Source organism: Actinoplanes sp. NPDC049681 (assembly GCF_044465265.1).
In the GTDB taxonomy this organism is placed as follows: Bacteria; Actinomycetota; Actinomycetes; order Mycobacteriales; family Micromonosporaceae; genus Actinoplanes.
Window position 1 is genome coordinate 694786 of the sequence record NZ_JBITLP010000001.1, and the last position, 16767, is coordinate 711552.

Annotated in this window: 13 protein-coding genes and 1 riboswitch; of the genes, 6 read left to right on the top strand and 7 right to left on the bottom strand. The window is 71.8% G+C overall.

What is annotated here, in order from left to right; all coding sequences use genetic code 11:
• Nucleotides 1–26 precede the first annotated feature (26 nt).
• Both ACIBO8_RS03145 and ACIBO8_RS03150 read right to left on the bottom strand, forming a co-directional pair.
• Complete coding sequence (locus tag ACIBO8_RS03145; RefSeq protein ID WP_396113418.1) at nt 27–1013, bottom strand: ABC transporter permease subunit; 987 nt, start codon at nt 1011–1013, stop codon at nt 27–29.
• Entirely contained in the window at nt 1010–2005 is a 996-nt protein-coding gene (locus ACIBO8_RS03150) for an ATP-binding cassette domain-containing protein (protein WP_396113419.1), read from the bottom strand. Before ACIBO8_RS03150 ends, ACIBO8_RS03145 begins: the two co-directional genes overlap by 4 nt.
• 136 nt (nt 2006–2141) lie before the next feature.
• A riboswitch (SAM riboswitch) is annotated at nt 2142–2281 on the top strand.
• A gap of 10 nt (nt 2282–2291) precedes the next feature.
• On the opposite strand from ACIBO8_RS03150, the gene thrC reads away from it, so the two are divergent.
• Nucleotides 2292–3572 (top strand): threonine synthase, encoded by a 1281-nt coding sequence (gene thrC / locus ACIBO8_RS03155; RefSeq protein WP_396113420.1) that lies wholly within the window; start codon nt 2292–2294, stop codon nt 3570–3572.
• Between the two features lie 246 nt (nt 3573–3818).
• Here the strand turns inward: thrC and ACIBO8_RS03160 are convergent, their stop codons facing one another.
• From ACIBO8_RS03160 to ACIBO8_RS03170, 3 genes are all read right to left on the bottom strand, one after another.
• Nucleotides 3819–4286 (bottom strand): hypothetical protein, encoded by a 468-nt coding sequence (locus ACIBO8_RS03160; RefSeq protein ID WP_396113421.1) that lies wholly within the window; start codon nt 4284–4286, stop codon nt 3819–3821.
• Complete coding sequence (locus ACIBO8_RS03165) at nt 4283–4813, bottom strand: GNAT family N-acetyltransferase (RefSeq protein ID WP_396113422.1); 531 nt, start codon at nt 4811–4813, stop codon at nt 4283–4285. The genes ACIBO8_RS03160 and ACIBO8_RS03165 overlap by 4 nt, the downstream gene beginning before the upstream one ends.
• A gap of 79 nt (nt 4814–4892) precedes the next feature.
• Entirely contained in the window at nt 4893–8531 is a 3639-nt protein-coding gene (locus ACIBO8_RS03170) for a CDP-glycerol glycerophosphotransferase family protein (RefSeq protein WP_396113423.1), read from the bottom strand.
• Between the two features lie 439 nt (nt 8532–8970).
• Between ACIBO8_RS03170 and groL the strand changes: the two genes are divergently transcribed.
• Nucleotides 8971–10593: a chaperonin GroEL gene (groL, locus tag ACIBO8_RS03175; RefSeq protein ID WP_396113424.1), complete on the top strand. Its 1623-nt coding sequence runs from the start codon at nt 8971–8973 to the stop codon at nt 10591–10593.
• A gap of 58 nt (nt 10594–10651) precedes the next feature.
• On the opposite strand, the gene ACIBO8_RS03180 is transcribed toward groL, so the two are convergent.
• Nucleotides 10652–11896: an MFS transporter gene (locus ACIBO8_RS03180; protein ID WP_396113876.1), complete on the bottom strand. Its 1245-nt coding sequence runs from the start codon at nt 11894–11896 to the stop codon at nt 10652–10654.
• Nucleotides 11897–11927: 31 nt separating this feature from the next.
• Here ACIBO8_RS03180 and ACIBO8_RS03185 point away from each other — a divergent pair, with 31 nt between their 5' ends.
• The 3 genes from ACIBO8_RS03185 (at nt 11928) to ACIBO8_RS03195 (ending at nt 14877) form a co-directional block, all read left to right on the top strand.
• Nucleotides 11928–12764, top strand: coding sequence for a winged helix-turn-helix transcriptional regulator (locus ACIBO8_RS03185; RefSeq protein WP_396113425.1), 837 nt, complete (start codon nt 11928–11930; stop codon nt 12762–12764).
• A gap of 62 nt (nt 12765–12826) precedes the next feature.
• Nucleotides 12827–14608, top strand: a complete 1782-nt coding sequence (locus tag ACIBO8_RS03190) for a glycerol-3-phosphate dehydrogenase/oxidase (RefSeq protein ID WP_396113877.1) — start codon at nt 12827–12829, stop codon at nt 14606–14608.
• Nucleotides 14605–14877, top strand: coding sequence for a DUF4031 domain-containing protein (locus tag ACIBO8_RS03195; RefSeq protein ID WP_396113426.1), 273 nt, complete (start codon nt 14605–14607; stop codon nt 14875–14877). The genes ACIBO8_RS03190 and ACIBO8_RS03195 overlap by 4 nt, the downstream gene beginning before the upstream one ends.
• On the opposite strand, the gene ACIBO8_RS03200 is transcribed toward ACIBO8_RS03195, so the two are convergent.
• Nucleotides 14858–15499, bottom strand: coding sequence for a metal-dependent phosphohydrolase (locus ACIBO8_RS03200; protein ID WP_396113427.1), 642 nt, complete (start codon nt 15497–15499; stop codon nt 14858–14860). The genes ACIBO8_RS03195 and ACIBO8_RS03200 overlap by 20 nt on opposite strands.
• A gap of 41 nt (nt 15500–15540) precedes the next feature.
• On the opposite strand from ACIBO8_RS03200, the gene ACIBO8_RS03205 reads away from it, so the two are divergent.
• The gene (locus ACIBO8_RS03205) at nt 15541–16725 is read left to right on the top strand and encodes an aromatic acid exporter family protein (RefSeq protein ID WP_396113428.1); all 1185 of its coding nucleotides are present in this window, start codon (nt 15541–15543) and stop codon (nt 16723–16725) included.
• Nucleotides 16726–16767: the final 42 nt, after the last annotated feature.

Here is a 16767-nt window from a genome sequence, read left to right on the forward strand (position 1 = left end):
GCCGCGCGCCTTCCGCCGAAGTTACCTCAGGTGATGTCTCGACTACGCATGGTCCACATTGCCAGGCCCACGCCGAGGACGAGCACGGTGGCGAGGACGCCGCCGGCCATCGGCCAGGTGAGGGTCAGAGTGGGCTGCACGCAGGAGTCGCCGGCGCCGACGCACGGGGCGTTGTAGTCCGTCAGCTCGACCGACTTGTTCATCCACGCCATGCCCCACACCGGGATCAGGTACGCCTCCATGTACTTGACCTGGGCCAGGGAGAGCACCGTGCCCAGACCGAACTGGAACAGCACGATGACGCCGATCGCCACACCCATCGCCACGGCGGTGTGCCGGCCCAGCGACGCCAGCGCGAAACCGAGCGCCCCGGCGAACAGCACCAGCACCAGGCCGCGCAGCTCCATGAGCAGGATGGACTGCCATGCGCCCGAGGTCATACCGGCGAGCGTGCCGCGCAGGTTCGCGACGAGCGCGAAGATGCCCGTCCACACCGCGGACAGCACGACCGTGACACCGGTGAGCACCACGAGCAACGCACTCAGCTTGGTGCTCAGCACCTTGAGCCGCTGCGGCCGCCACAGCAGCAGATTCATCATGCCGCCGCTGCTCCATTCGGCGCCGACGTACGACGCGCCGATGACGAACGCCCCCATCGCCAGGATCGCGGCGAGCGTCGTCACCATGTCGCCGAACTGCTTGCGGAAGTCGAAGGTCGGCGGCATGTACCACTCGGCCCGGTACTCCTCGCGGGTCGGCGTCCACACGTTCGTGCAGTCGGCGCCCGGCTGCGACGCACAGGCCTTGCGCTCGGCGTCCGCCTGCACCGTCGCCTGCTGGAACTCGCGGTCGGCCTTCGCCTGCGCGGCCGCCACCACCTGCGGGGTGCTCTTCTCATGGGTGAAGAACATGCCGACCGCGATCGCGGCCAGCACGACGACCACCCCGATGACGAAGAAACGGGTGAAGCGGCGCTTCGTGAGCCGCCGGGTCTCCGCCGTGTACAGGCTCACTGTCCCCACCCACCCTGCGCCGGGCCCGCCGGGGCCATGACCGTCTGATCCACCTGCCGGTGCTCGCCCTCGACCGGCGCGGTGCCGGTGAGCTCCAGGAAGACGCTCTCCAGGTCGACCGTGACCGGGGCGAGCTCGGAGACGTAGATGCCGCGCTGGGCGAGGGTACGGGTGATCGCGCTGGGCTGGTGGACGTTGGTCACCATGAGGTGGTCGGCCTCGACGACGACCTGGGCGCCGGCATCCCGCAGGGCGCCCGCCGAGGCGGTGAGGTCGGCGATCGCCTCGACGCGTACCCGGACCGAGGAGCTGGTGTGCCGCGCCAGGACCTCGGCCACGCTGCCGGCGGCCACCCGGCGCCCGGCCGCGATGATCGTCACCGAGTCGCAGATCAGCTGGATCTCGCCGAGGATGTGGCTGGAGAGCACCACGGTCATGCCGGACTCGGCGAGGTTGCGCATGAGCGTGCGCATCTCGCGGATGCCGCCCGGGTCGAGGCCGTTGGCGGGCTCGTCCAGAATCAGCAGCTTCGGGTTCTTGAGCAGCGCCGACGCGACCGCGAGCCGCTGCTTCATGCCGAGCGAGTACGTCTTGACGCGGTCCTTGGCCCGGTCCCGGAGCCCGACCAGCTCGAGCACCTCGACCACCCGGGCCCGGTCGACACCGCCCGCATCGGCGAGCAGCTCCAGGGTGTCCTGGGCGGAGAAGTTGCCGAAGAACTGCGGGCTCTCGACGATCGCGCCGACCAGGCCGGCCACCTCGGGCAGGGCTTCCGGCACCTCACGGCCGAGAATGGCCATGCGCCCGGCGTTGGGCCGGATGAGGCCGAGCAGGGTACGCAGCGTGGTCGTCTTGCCGGAGCCGTTGGGGCCGAGGAAGCCGTGCACCTGGCCGGCCTCGACGACCATGTCGAAGCCGTCGAGTGCCCTGCGTACCCCCTTCCGGCTGCGGTAGGTCTTCTGCAGACCCTGGATTTCAAGGACGGCGGTCACGCCGCACCTCCCGGCATAGTGGTTATGACGAGCGTCACCCTATGAACCCGCCGCCACCCCGGGGTGACTCATCCCTCGGGACACCGCTCTTGGCATCCCCGGTTCACCACGTAAGGTGTTGGTAACACAACTGAATACCTCATCCAGAGGGGCTGAGGGATACGGCCCGACGACGCCCCGGCAACCACCGCGCTCGACTCGATGACGAGGCCAGCGCGCGGCAGGTGCTAATTCCGTCCCGGATCTGCGGAGACCCGCGCCCGGGGAAGATGAGAAGGAGCCTCGTATGACGTCGACCGTCGACGCCCCCACCCAGTCCACCAGCCCCGCCCGCGCCCTGGTCTGTCGCGGCTGCGGCACGGAGTTCCCCCTCGCCGCGCAGCACGCGTGCTACGAGTGTTTCGGCCCGCTCGAGGTCGCGTACGACACCGCCGCCCTCGCCACCGTCACCCGCGAGCAGATCGAGGCCGGCCCGCAGAACATCTGGCGCTACGCCGCCCTGCTCCCCGCCGGCCAGGACCCGGCCACCCGGGTCAGCCTCGACCCCGGCCTCACCCCGCTGGTCGCCGCCGACGCGCTGGGCGCCGAGATCGGCCTGCGCGCGCCGCTCTGGGTCAAGGACGACTCCGCGAACCCGACCCACTCGTTCAAGGACCGGGTCGTCTCCGTCGCCCTGACCGCCGCCCGGGAGCTGGGCTTCACCCGCTTCGCCTGCGCCTCCACCGGCAACCTGGCCAACTCCGTGGCCGCGCACGCCGCCCGTGCCGGGGTGCCCAGCATCGTCTTCATCCCCAGCGACCTCGAGGCCGGCAAGGTCATCACCTCCGCGGTGTACGGCGGCGGCCTGGTCGCCATCGAGGGCTCGTACGACGATGTCAACCGGCTCTGCGGGGAGCTCGTGGAGACCGACGAGTTCGAGGACACCGCGTTCGTCAACGTCAACGTGCGCCCGTTCTACGCCGAAGGCTCCAAGACGCTGGGCTACGAGGTGGCGGAGCAGCTCGGCTGGCGCATCCCCGCCCAGGTCGTCATCCCGATGGCCTCCGGCGAGCTGCTCACCAAGGTCGACAAGGCGTTCAGCGAGCTGGTCGAGATCGGCCTGGTCGAGGCCCCCGAGGGCGGCTGGACCGTCTTCGGCGCCCAGTCCGCCGGCTGCAACCCGATCGCGGTGGCGCTGCACAACGGCACCGACCAGATCGTCCCGGTGAAGCCGACCGGCATCGCGAAGTCGCTGAACATCGGCGACCCGGCCGCGGGGGCGTACGCGATCGAGGCCGTCCAGCGCACGGGAGGCTGGATGGACTACGCCGACGACGACGAGATCCGCGAAGGCATCCGGCTGCTCGCCCGGACCACCGGCGTCTTCGCCGAGACCGCCGGCGGCACGACGGTCGCCGTACTGAAGAAGCTCGTGGCGAGCGGCAAGCTCGACCCCGACAAGGAGACCGTCGTCTTCAACACGGGCGAGGGCCTGAAGACGATCGACGCGGTCGCGGGTCTGGTCGGCCCGACCCACCACATCAAGCCGTCCCTGAAGGGCGCTCGCGAGGCCGGCCTGCTGGGATAACGCTTCGTAGTCACCCTCCTGCCCAACGTCAAGAATTCCTCCGCCAGAGGACTTGCGCGAGCATCTGAGGATCGGCAGGATGCTCTACGCGGGAGGACGCGACGCCGTAAGTGGCCCCACCTTCGAGCTTGGCGACAATCTCTCCGGGGCCCAACGACCCAGTGCCGGAGGCGCTGTGCGCGCGTTCTCTCGACCAACTTCCCGGGCCTGGTCCGGGCCGGTTCGCCGGTCCGCACCGGGCCCGGTTCAGTTTCCGTCCGCGTTCCGCCGGAACCTGCGCGCCCAGGGACGCAACGGCACCTCGCAGTAGCCGCCCTTCTCCAGGCCCGCGTGCCGCTCGAAGACGTTGCGGCTGCCGAAGGACCCGCTGACCAGCCACGAATATCCGCAGGCCGCCCAGTAGGCGGGCCAGAACAGCGGGCCGAGGACGGCGTACTGGCCCGCGTGCCGGCTCTCGTGCGCCAGCAGATCCGCGCGCTGCTCGTGGAGCAGCCACTCGGCGGACCGCCGGGTGATGACGACGGAGCCGACCGTGAAGCAGGTCGCCGGCGGCACCTTCCGGCGGTAGCCCTCCGCGACGAGGATGCCGTGGCGGCCGCGGCGCAGCTTCGCGCCGGTGAGGACGGCAACCGCCATGCCGGCCAGCGTGGTGCCGTTGGCCGCGGTCAGCACGGCCCGCGCCAGCGGCCATCGCCGCAGCGGCGGCCTGGTCATGCGCGGCGGCGCATCTGGAGCTCCTGCAATCCCGGGAGGACCGGATGGGGCACGCGTACGCCGGTGTCCTCGAAGCCCAGCCGCTTGTAGGCGCGGACCGCCCGGTCGTTGCCGACCACGACCTCCAGCATCAGCTCGCGCCGGCCCAGCGACAGCGACCACTCGGCGACGGCGTCGACCAGCGAGGCGAGGACGCCCCGGCCGCGGTGCGCCGGCGTGATGTAGACCGCGAAGACCACCGTGGCGGCGGACTCCTCGGGTAGGACCGTTCCGCCCGCATGGCCGATCAGCCGGCCGCCGGAGCCCGGTCCGGGGTCGGCGACGAACTGGGCGAGCTGGCCGCCCGCCGAGGCCTGCACGATCCGGCGCCGGAAGTCCGCGTGGGGGCGCGCCGCGGCCTGCGCCAGCGTCTCGAGGAAGGCGAGCGGGCTGTCGGCCAGCATCTCGAGCCGCAACGCGCGCATCCTCGCCGCGTCCTGCGGCGTCACCCGGTGCACGGTGAGGGCGGGCGCCAACGTGCTGGTCATGCTGCCTGCCTACCCGCTGGTGGCAGGCGAGGCAACCCGGATGCCGCTTTTGCGACCCGGTAGGGCGGGCGGGGGCCGGTCAGACGCGGGAGCCGAGCTCCAGCATCCGGTCGACGACCCGCTTCGTCGCGGTGCCGTCGTCCAGGTCGCAGAAGCGCGCCTGGAAGGCCCGGCGCTGGTCGGCGTACGCGCCCGGGTCGACCGCGAGTTCGGCCAGCGACTTGATCACGTCCTCCGAGGTCATCAGCAGTGGACCCGGCGCCTCCTTCTCGAAGTCGAAGTAGAAGCCGCGGAGCCGGTCGCGGTAGTGCTCCAGGTCGTACGTGAACAGCAGGATCGGCCGGCCGGTGTTGGCGAAGTCGACCATCACCGACGAGTAGTCCGTGATCAGCACATCGGTGATCGCGAGCAGGTCGGCCATGTCCGGGTACGTCGACACGTCCCGTACGAAACCCGAGCCGTCGTCCGGCATGGGGTCGATGACGTTGGGGTGGCGGCGTACCAGCAGCACGTGGTCGTCGCCGAGCATGCGCCGCGCGTCGGCGAGGTCGAGCCGCATCGACATCTTGTAGCGGCCCTGGCCGTAGAACTCGTCGTCGCGCCACGTGGGGGCGTACAGGACCACCCGCTTGCCGTCGGGCACGCCGAGGTGCCGGCGGATGGCCGCCGTTGCGGCGGGGTCGGTGGCGAACAGGATGTCGTTGCGCGGGTAGCCGGACTCCAGCATTTCGCCGTCGTAGTGGAAGGCGTGCTGCAGGATCGGCGTGCTGAAGCGGTTGGGCGAGACGAGGAACGACCACTGGGGCGCCTCCTGCTCGATCCGCTTCAGGTACTTGCGGTCCGCGTGCCGGATGTCCGGCACGTCGAAGCCGATGCGCTTGAGCGGGGTGCCGTGCCAGGTCTGCACCACGACCTGGCCGGGGCGGCGCTCGAACCAGTCCGGCAGGTGCGAATTGGTGACGATGTAGCGGCAGGTCGCGAGTGCGTCGTACCACTCGGTGCCGCCCAGGCGGGCGGTGGTCAGCGTCTCCGGCGTGTATGCCTGGCCGTCGCGCACCGTCAGATACTGCGCCTCGAACGGCAGCCCGCGGCGGATCAGCTCCTCGTGCATCGCCCGGGGGCTGTCCGAATACTGCCGGCCGCTGAAGCTCTCGAAGAGCACGGCCTCGCGCAGCGGGGAGCGGCGCAGGACGGCGGTGCGCTTCTCGCGCAGGTGGCTGCGGGCGTACGCGCCGCGCTCCTCGACCTGCAGCACCGATCCCGCCCGCAGCGCAAGGAAGTCGCCGTCCGCCTGCTCCAACGTGTATTCGCGGTGCTGGTCGGGGGACTGCGCGGGGCAGATCGCGCGGACGTCGTCGGCGACGACGAGGTCGGTCAGCGCATGCGCCCCGCCCCGGCGGTGGCTGACCAGGACGTCCCACAGTCCCGGGCGCAGCTCGACGAAGCCGTCCCAGGAACTGATCCTGCTGGGGTTCAGGAGCGCCATCCAGCGGTCGCCGTCGGTGGTCACCGCGAGCGCGTGTTCCTCGGGCGCGGTACGCATCCGCAGCGTGATCCCGGGCGCGCCCTCCGCCGGATCGAAGTCGCCGGTGAGCTCGAGCGTGCCGTCCGGCCGCCACTGCGCCGAGGTCCCCACCGGGCCGCGGGCGCGGGAGCACAGCCACAGGTAACCGGCGGCCGAACGGCGGACGAAGACGTGCCGGTCGAACATGCCGGAGTGAGCTCGGGTGGGGGCGTCGCTGAGCAGGTGCACCGACTGCCGCTTGCCGCTGGAGAACGCCATCTCGATGCGCCAGCGGTCCATCGCACCACCCGGCGGCGGCATGACGGCCGGGCCGGCGTGCTCGAACAGCGGCCTCAGCGACACGGTCGCGCGGAACGGGGTGGCGTCCTCGTGGGTCTCGCCGAACCGGACCGCGGTGTCCGCCTCCGCCACGTCGGGAACCCGGCACAGGCGCAGCCGGCCGGCGCTGGGCTTCGGACCCCTGACGACGCCCTCGATGACCAGCTTGTCGCCCTGCAGATCGACGGCCGTGGTCCGGGCGGCCACCTTGTCGATGCGGAAGAGGATGTACGGCCCGTCGGCCATCGGGACGAGCTGCGTCGTGGCGTCGAGAGGCCTCGGCGCGAGGCGCAGCCGGGTGGGCTCCGGGCCCACCTTCAGCCGGCCCTTGCGCAGCTTGGTCCCGGCGATGATGCCGACCGCGACCTGCCAGCGACCCTCCTGCCACCCGCCGCGGGACCGCAGCGCCTTCGGGTCGATCGTGACCTCGAAGCCGGACCAGTCGTAGGACTTGTCGCCGTGGCTGGAGGTCGCGGTCGCCTCGGGCTCGCGGCGCGGGACGGCGGGCATGGTGATGGTGCGGCCCGTCTTGAGATCGCGGAGCCGGACGATGCGCGCGGAGGTCCAGCGGGAGCTGGCGGCGGTGCCGTCGATGTACGCGTACCCGCGGATCACGAGCTTGCCGTCGCGCCAGGTGAGTTCGGTGATCTGGCTGCGGACCGCCGGCTTGCCCATGGCGTACAGCTCGCGCGGGACGCCCACCGCCGGGTCGTCGAGGAAGGGGAGTTCGGCGTACCGCTTGTTGCCGTGCTGCCGGCTGGCGATTGGCATGCCGGGCCGGCTGGCGAGCAGCACCTCGATGACCTCGCGGAGCTTGTTCTCGCGGACGAGGTGCCACGCGACCGCGTACTTGGGCGGCAGGCCCTCGACGGTGCCGGGCCGGACCCGGGCGAGGAACCGGTTGACCTCGCGCATGAACGACGCCTGGAACTCCGGGTCGGCGTCGGGCAGCGCCCGTAGCACGAGGGCGAAGTCGTCGACCAGCACGTTGGCGTCGTACGCCTGCTTGACCTGGGCCCCGTGGCGCTCGCCGAGGAACCGGCTGACCCGGTCGACCGCGCTGAGCCGGTCGGCCGTGGCCTGCCAGTCGGTCTTCCGCTGGGTGATCGACTTCTCGCCGGTCTCCCGCTTGCGCCAGTAGTAGACCGGTACGTTCACCACGTCGACGGTCTTCGCCAGCGCGTGGGCGGTCAGCGCGACCGGGACGTCCTCGAAGACGACCCCCTCGGGGAACGCCAGGCCGTTCTCGTCCCAGAACCGGCGGCGGTAGATCTTGTTCCACACCGTGCGGTCCTTGAGCAGGGTCAGCCGCTCGCTGACGTGGGTGCGCAGCACGGTTCTGGTGAAGATCGACGAGTGCAGGCGCGAGGTCGCCGCGCCCTTGGAGGTCAGCGCCCGCACCGCGCCGCAGGCCAGGTCGGAGCCGGTCTCCTCCAGGGTGGTCAGCAACATTTCGTACGCGTACGGCGGGACGACGTCGTCGCCGTCGGCGAAGGCGAGGAAGCTGCCGCGGGCGATCGCGATGCCGGCGTTGCGTGCCCGTCCCGGACCGCCCTCGCTCTGGTGGACGACCCGGAAGCGGCGGTCCTTGCGGGCCCACTCGTCGGCGATCGCGCCGGTGCCGTCGTGCGATCCGTCGTCGACGACGACGACCTCGACGGCCGGGTACGTCTGGCGGGCGAGTGACGCGAGGCACTCGTCCAGGTATCTCTCGACGTTGTGAGCCGGCACGATGACGCTGATGAGCGGCTTGGTGGCGATGTCGTGCTGCCCCGGCGAGTCCGGTACGGAATCGGTGACGCTTCGTGATCTTTGCGCCGGCACGGGTTCCCGTACTCGGGCGTGCCCCAGCGCGCCGACGATACGGTTGTCCACTCCGCTCACCCCTCAACCCCCCGAAGAACACCGGCCGTCGGTACTACGTGGTCCCTGCCTCAACGGTTCACCGCAGCTCGCTTGATCGCCATCGCAAGCGTCAGCGTTCGTTCACCCATCGTGATCGTCGAGGTGTTCCGCCGGGTCCGGGTCGAGGACCGTTGTCCTTGCACTCGACCCACTAGAGTGCTAAACAAGTCATTGGCACTCGCGAGGTGTGAGTGCCAGTGCAGTTCAGTCAGCACAGCAGGTCGGGACGGTGGGGTCGCGGCCACGGTGCCGTCATCGGCGCCGGGGCACGGGACCGGTCGTCGCGGGCTATCCGGCTCGACCTGAGGACGTCACATCGCCAGGTGGTGACGTCCGCAGTGTTCCGCACCGTGCGGAGGGCGGGGCCGAGGAGGCCCGGCACCGCGAATGTCCAGGAGGACACAGCCGTATGGCCAAGATCATCGCATTCGACGAGGAAGCTCGTCGCGGCCTCGAGCGGGGCATGAACCAGCTCGCCGACGCCGTCAAGGTGACGCTCGGCCCCAAGGGCCGCAACGTCGTGCTCGAGAAGAAGTGGGGCGCGCCCACCATCACCAACGATGGTGTGTCGATCGCCAAGGAGATCGAGCTCGAGGACTCCTACGAGAAGATCGGCGCCGAGCTGGTCAAGGAGGTCGCCAAGAAGACCGACGACGTCGCCGGTGACGGCACGACGACGGCGACCGTCCTCGCCCAGGCGCTGGTCCGCGAGGGTCTGCGCAACGTCGCGGCGGGTGCGAACCCGATGGCCCTGAAGCGGGGCATCGAGGCCGCCGTCGCGAGCGTCTCCGAGGGCCTCTCGCAGCTCGCCAAGGACGTGGAGACCAAGGAGCAGATCGCCTCCACCGCCTCCATCTCCGCGGGCGACTCCACGGTCGGCGAGATCATCGCCGAGGCCATGGACAAGGTCGGCAAGGAAGGCGTTATCACCGTCGAGGAGAGCAACACCTTCGGCCTCGAGCTCGAGCTCACCGAGGGCATGCGCTTCGACAAGGGCTACATCTCGGCGTACTTCATGACCGACGCCGAGCGGATGGAGGCCGTCTTCGACGACCCGTACATCCTCATCGCCAACAGCAAGATCTCGGCGGTCAAGGACCTGCTGCCCGTCCTCGAGAAGGTCATGCAGGGCGGCAAGCCGCTGGTCATCATCGCCGAGGACGTCGAGGGCGAGGCCCTGGCGACCCTGGTCGTCAACAAGGTCCGTGGCACCTTCAAGTCCGTCGCCGTCAAGGCCCCGGGCTTCGGTGACCGCCGCAAGGCCATGCTGGACGACATCGCCATCCTCACCGGCGGCACGGTCATCAGCGAGGAGGTCGGCCTCAAGCTCGACGCCGCCGACCTGAGCCTGCTGGGCCAGGCCCGCAAGGTCGTCATCACCAAGGACGAGACGACGATCGTCGACGGTGCCGGCAACGCCGAGCAGATCCAGGGCCGGGTCAACCAGATCCGCGCCGAGATCGAGAAGTCGGACTCCGACTACGACCGCGAGAAGCTGCAGGAGCGCCTGGCCAAGCTGGCCGGCGGTGTTGCGGTCATCAAGGTCGGCGCGGCCACGGAGGTCGAGCTCAAGGAGCGCAAGCACCGCATCGAGGACGCCGTCCGCAACGCGAAGGCGGCCGTCGAGGAGGGCATCGTGCCCGGCGGTGGCGTGGCGCTCGTGCAGGCCGGCAAGACCGCGTTCGACAAGCTGGACCTGCAGGGCGACGAGGCCACCGGTGCCAACATCGTCAAGGTCGCGCTCGACGCCCCGCTGCGTCAGATCGCCGTGAACGCCGGCCTCGAGGGCGGCGTCGTGGTCGAGAAGGTGCGCAACCTGGAGTCGGGTCACGGCCTGAACGCCGCGAACGGCGAGTACGTCGACCTGCTGGCCGCGGGCATCATCGACCCGGCCAAGGTCACCCGCTCGGCGCTGCAGAACGCCGCGTCGATCGCCGCGCTGTTCCTCACGACCGAGGCGGTCGTGGCGGACAAGCCCGAGAAGTCCCCGGCCCCGGCCGGTGCCCCGGGCGGCGGAGACATGGACTTCTGAGTCCACAGCTGCACGACGAAACGGGCCGTCCCCTCGGGGGCGGCCCGTTCCGCATTCGTCAGATCCGCGCCGGCACGGCCACGTCGGCGAGGTCGCGCTGTCCGCGTACCGGTGAAAGCAGCCAGGCCGCCGGCGCGCAGACGGTGACCGCACCGAGCGCCACCAGGGTCGCCCGGGCCCCGAAGGGGCCGGCCAGCGCGCCCGCGACCAGGCCGCCGACCGGGATGGCGCCCCAGGAGACGAAGCGGACCGTGGCCATGACACGGCTCAGCAGCTCCGGCGGGCTGGCGGTCTGCCGGTAGGTGCGGGTGGTCACGCTCAGCACCACCACGCCCGCGGCGAAGGCCAGATTTCCGAGCACGAAGGTGGCGTACGCCCTGTGCCCGGCGCCCCAGGGCACCACGAGCGCCCCGGCCGCCGCGACCAGGCCGCTGACGATCAGGCCGCGAGCCGTGCCGACGGCGGCGGTGAAGCGGGTGGTGAGCGCGGCGCCGATGAGCGTGCCGACCCCGTCCGCGGCGAGCAGCACGCCGACGAGTCCCGGAGCGGCGTGCAGGTCCCGGACGAGATAGAGCGGGTACAGAGCCAGCTGCGCGCCGCAGACGAAGTTGACCGCCGTGGCCGCCCACATGCCCGGCCCCATCGCGGGGTGGCGGACGACGTACGCGAAGCCCTCGCGGATCATCTCGCCCATCGGTGCGCCGCGGCCCGGTCCGGCCGTCCGGCGCGCCGGCAGGGTCTTCAGCAGGGCGGCGGAGAGCAGGTAGCTGACGGCGTCGACGAGCAGCGTCGGTACGGCGCCCAGCACCTGCACGATGACGCCACCCACGGACGGGCCGCCCAGCTCGGTGGCGGCGTGCGTACCGGACGTGAGGCTGTTGCGGGACTGGAGCTGGTCGCGGTCCACGATCTCGGGCAGGAAGGTCGCGTTGGCCACGTCGAAGAGCACGTTGGCGAAGCTGATCACGAGCGCGGTGACGACCAGGTGGGCGACGGTGAGGTGCCCGGCCCACCACGCGAGCGGGATGGAGGCCACCGCGGCCGCCCGGGCCAGGTCCGCGCCGACCTGGGTGCCACGCAACGGCAGGCGCTGGACGATCACCCCGGCCGGGAGCCCGATCACGATCCAGGCGGCGTAGCGGGCGGCGGCGATCAGGCCCATCTCGAACGGGGTCGCATCGAGGACCGCGAGCGCCGTCAGCGGCAGCGCCACGCCTCCGACGGCCGTACCGATGCCGCTGGTCGTGCCGGCCGACCACCACCGCCAGAAGACGCTCACGGTCCTCGCCCCCGTACGAGTCAGTTCCAATCTGAAACGCACTATAGTGGAGGGCGTGCGACGCGTCGATCTGGTTGATGCCGACTGCGGCATCGCGCAGGCGCTCGGCGTGCTCGCCGACTGGTGGACGTTCTTGATCGTGCGCGACGTCGCCGGCGGGCTGACCCGCTTCGATGCGCTGCAACGGGAGCTGGGCATGAGCCGTCGCGCCCTCACCGAGCGCCTCGGCAGCCTCGTCGAGCACGGGGTGCTCCGGCGCGAGGCGTATTCACAGCGGCCGCCGCGTTACGACTACCTGCTGACCGCCAAGGGCGAGGGCCTGTTGCCGGTGCTCATCGCGCTGCAGGACTGGGGCACCCGCCACGTGATGGGCGACGGCTCGCTGACCGCCACCTCGGCCGCCACCTCGGCAGAGGCGCACCGCGTGCACGGCCTCGCCGGTCACCGCATTCCGCGCTTCACGGTCGAAAAGCCCACGGTCCTGTACTTCTTCCCCGGCGCCTTCGCCCCGGGCACGCAGGGGCATCCGCCCGGGTGGGGGGACATCCCCGGCGCCGCCGGCTGCACCCTGGAATCGGCCACGTACGCCGCGCGGGTCGGGGATTTCGCTGCTCATGGTGTGGGGATCACGGGTGTCAGCACCCAGCGCCCCGATCAGCTCGACGCCTTCGCCGCATACGCGAAGCTGCCGTTCCCCCTCCTGTCGGACCAGGACGGCAAGCTGGCGGCGAGCCTGCGGCTGCCGACCTTCCGGGCCGGCGGCACCGACCGCTTCAAGCGGCTCACCCTGCTCGTCGACGCCACCGCCACGATCCGGGCGGTCCAGTTCCCCGTCACCGACCCGGCCGGCTCCGTGGACGAGATGCTGGAGCTCGTCAAGGGCGTGGCCTGAGAAACATCCCTCTCCGGAGGGACGGTCGACGGCGCTACGGTGGGACCGTGCGCTCTCCCACCGTGTCCCGGTATTCGGCCGGGCGGCTCTCACCGGTCCGCCGCGTCACCGACCTCAAGCGGCTGCGCGACGAGCAGTTCGACGTGCTCGTCATCGGCGGCGGGGTCACCGGCGCCGGCGCCGCCCTGGACGCCGCCTCCCGCGGCCTGAGCGTCGCCCTCGTGGAGGCGCGCGACCTCGCCGCCGGCACGTCCAGCCGTTCCAGCAAGCTCATCCACGGCGGCCTGCGCTACCTCGAGCAGCTCGAGCTGCACCTGGTGCACGAGGCCCTCACCGAGCGGGGCCTGCTGACCAGCCGCCTCGCGCCGCACCTGGTCCGGCCGGTGCCGATCCTCGTGCCGCTGGAGGCCGCCTCGCCGCCCGCCCGCGTCTGGCACCGCCTCTACTACGGGCTCGGCGTGGCCGCGTACGACGTGTTCGCCGGGGTGTTCGGCCAGGGGCGCGGCATGCCGCTGCACCGGCACCTGACCCGCGACGGCGCCCGCCACATCTTCCCCAGCCTGCGCGCCGACCGGATCACCGGCGCCATCCGCTACTACGACGGGCAGGTCGACGACGCCCGGCTCGTGGTCAACCTCGCCCGCACCGCCGCCAGCCTCGGCGCCGCCGTGGTGACCAGCGCCCGGGTGACCGGCTTCATCCGCGAGGCCCGCGAGGTCGTCGGCGTCAAGGTGCGCGACCTCGAGGCACCCGACTCGCCCGAGTTCGAGGTGCGCGCCCGCACCGTCGTCGCCGCCACCGGCGTGTGGAGCGACGACATGTCCCAGATGCTCAACGACGTCGGCGTCCGCCCCGGTTTCCGGGTGCGCGCCTCCAAGGGCGTCCACCTCGTGGTGCCCCGCTCGGCGATCACCGGCGACGCCGGCCTGATCCTGCGCACCCCGACCTCGGTGCTGTTCGTCATCCCCTGGGGCGGGCACTGGATCATCGGCACCACCGACACCGACTGGCGGCTCGACCGCTCCCACCCGGCCGCGTCGGCGCGCGACATCAGCTACCTGCTCGACCAGGTCAACACGGTGCTCGAGCGGCCGCTCACCACCGACGACATCGAAGGCGTGTACGCCGGCCTGCGCCCCCTGCTCTCCGGCGAAGCCGACTCGACCTCGAAGCTGTCCCGCGAGCACGCCGTGATCGAGCCGATGCTGGGGCTCCTGCTCGTCGCCGGTGGCAAGTACACGACGTACCGGGTCATGGCCGCCGACGTCATCGACCGTGCGGTGCGTCGGCTCGGCGTCGACCGGCCCTCCCGCACCGATCAGCTGCCGCTGCTGGGCGCGGACGGCTTCGCGGCGGCATGGCGCGACCGCCAGGACATCGCCCGCCGCCACGGCGTCACGGCTGGCGTCATCGAGCACCTGCTCGAGCGTTACGGCACCCTCTCGGTGCACCTGCTCGCCATGATCGCGGCCGAGCCCGACCTGGCCACGCCGCTGGCCGGCGCCCCCGAATACCTCGCCGCCGAGATCGCGTACGCGGCCACGGCCGAAGGCGCCCTGCACCTCGACGACGTGCTCACCCGGCGTACCCGGATCTCGATCGAGACCGCGCACCGGGGCGCGGAGACCGCCAAGCACGCCGCCGAGGTCATGGGTGACGCGCTGGGCTGGGACGACGCCGTGCGGGCCCGCGAGGTCGAGCACTACCTCGCGCGGGTGGAGGCCGAACGGCAGTCGCAGAAGATGCCGGACGACCTCACCGCCGACGCGGCCCGCCTCGGCGTCGCGGACGTGCGCGGGTACGCGGCCGACCGCGGGATTGACCTGCTCCACGTCGACCTTTGATCCTCGTCGACGAGCCGCGCTGGCCGGCCCGGGGGCGACTCTGGTCCCACCTCGTCAGCGACGTCGCGTACGAGGAACTGCACGTGTTCGCGGAGATGCTCGGCGTACCCCGGCGAGGGTTCGACCGCGACCACTACGACATCCCGGAGTCCCGCTTCCCGATGGCGCTGTGGCTCGGCGCGACCCTGGTCCCCTCCCGCGACCTGCCGCCGCGGCTGCGGGCGGCCGGGCTGCGCCGCCCCAAGCACCTCAACCGGCGAGCGCCCTGAGCTCCTGCTCGAGGTTCTTCCTCGCCTTGCCCTCCCACGCCTCGTGCAGCGGGGCGTGGCGGTAGATCGCCGGCAGCTCCAGCAGCGACACCAGCACCTGGGCCCGGGCCGCCCGGAACGTGTCCTCCGGCACGTGCGCGTACTCGCGGCGGATCGCCTCGGTGTACGCGGTGTACCGCTCCGGCTCGGCGGCGAGGATCGCGAGATCGGCGTCACACAGCAGCTCACCGTCCGGATCGGTCTCCGCGGTGGCGTGCCCGGCGGTCAGCCCCACCAGGCGCGCCACCTCGGCCGCGATCTCCGGCGGGACACCGAGCGTCGTCAGCAGCCCCTCGGCGAAGGCGGCACTGTCCCGCTCGTTGGCGTCGCCCAGGGCCCGGGGGTCGTAGATCGCGTCGTGCATCCAGGCGGCGAGGCGCACCCGGTCGGCGTGCGGCGCCAGCGCGGCGTGCTCGTCCACGACGTCGAGCACCGCCGTCAGATGGCTCACGTCGTGATACTGCCGCTGCGGCTCCGACCAGCGCCCGAGCAGATAGGCGCCGGCCGCCTCGAGGTCCGGCCCGGCGGCGGTCGCCCCGGCGCCCCGCGCCGCGGCCACCCAACGGTCGATAAGAGAGGTCACGGCCGCCATCCTGGCATGCCGGCCGGTTAGGGTCGGAAGCCATGACGGATGCCGGGTCACAGCGCGGGTTGGCCGCCGTCCTCGCCGAGCTCCGCGGCCGGTCCCGCTCCGGGATCCGCGCCGGCTATGCCCGGGTACGTGGCGGCTTCGGCCTCGCCCTGCAGGCCGGTGCCGGCGCCGGCATCGCCTGGTACATCGCGCACGACCTGATCGGGCGGCCGAGTCCGTTCTTCGCGCCCATCGCGGCCGTGATCACGCTCGCCTCGTCGGTCGGGCAGCGGGCCCGGCGCACGATCGAGCTGGTCGTCGGCGTCGCCATCGGCATCGGCATCGGCGACGCGATCATCCTGCTCATCGGCACCGGACCGTGGCAGATCGGCGTGGTGGTCCTGCTCGCGATCCTGGTCGCCGCGGCGGTCGGTGGCGGGACGCCGCTGGTCGTCCAGTCCGCCTCCTCCGCGGTGCTGGTCGCCACGCTCACATCCGCCACCGGCCTGCCGTGGACCCGCTTCTTCGACGCCCTGGTCGGCGGCGCGGTCGGCCTGGTGGTGATGACGCTTCTGCTGCCGCTCAACCCGCTGACCGTCGTACGCCGATCCGCGGACCCCGCACTCCAGGCCATGGCGGAGGGGCTCCGCGCCGTCGCCCGGGGCATGCAGCACGCCGACGCCGACGAGGTACGCGCCGCGCTCGCCGACCTGCGCGCCGCCGAGAACAACTTCGCGGCATTCGCCCATGCGGCCACAGCGGCCAGCGAGAACGTCGCCTTCGCGCCGGCCCGGTGGCGCTCGCGCGGCATGCTCAGCCAGTACGTCGAGGGCGCCCCGCACCTCACGTACGCCCTGCGCAACGTCCGCGTACTGACCCGCCGGGTGATCACGGCGATGGACGACGAGGAACGCATCCCGCCCTGCCTGCCGGCCTCCGTCGCGCTGCTGGGCGACGCCGTCGACCTGCTGCGGCACGAATGGGCCCGCGGCGCCGAGCCGGAGGCGACCCGCGAGCGCGCGCTGCGGGCGGCAGCGAGGGCCGGAGAGGCCTACGACGACGGGGTCGGATTCTCCGGCGGCGTGGTAGTGGCCCAGGTCCGCACCACCGTCACGGATCTGCTGCGGGCCACCGGCATCGAATACGCGGAGGCGCCCCGGCTGGTGCGGCGGGCGGTCGGCTGGCACGGGCGGGGGCGTACGGCCCGCCGCGGCCGCCCGGCCCGCGACGCATCTTGATCGTTTCCCTCGGCGCGCGCACGCCGCGGTGAGCCGGGGTGG

Excerpts from the sequence above, each read along its gene's own strand:
- thrC (WP_396113420.1), top strand. The coding sequence starts at position 2,292 with ATGACGTCGACCGTCGACGCCCCCACCCAGTCCACCAGCCCCGCCCGC.
- ACIBO8_RS03160 (WP_396113421.1), bottom strand. The coding sequence starts at position 4,286 with ATGACCAGGCCGCCGCTGCGGCGATGGCCGCTGGCGCGGGCCGTGCTG.
- ACIBO8_RS03165 (WP_396113422.1), bottom strand. The coding sequence starts at position 4,813 with ATGACCAGCACGTTGGCGCCCGCCCTCACCGTGCACCGGGTGACGCCG.
- groL (WP_396113424.1), top strand. The coding sequence starts at position 8,971 with ATGGCCAAGATCATCGCATTCGACGAGGAAGCTCGTCGCGGCCTCGAG.
- ACIBO8_RS03205 (WP_396113428.1), top strand. The coding sequence starts at position 15,541 with ATGACGGATGCCGGGTCACAGCGCGGGTTGGCCGCCGTCCTCGCCGAG.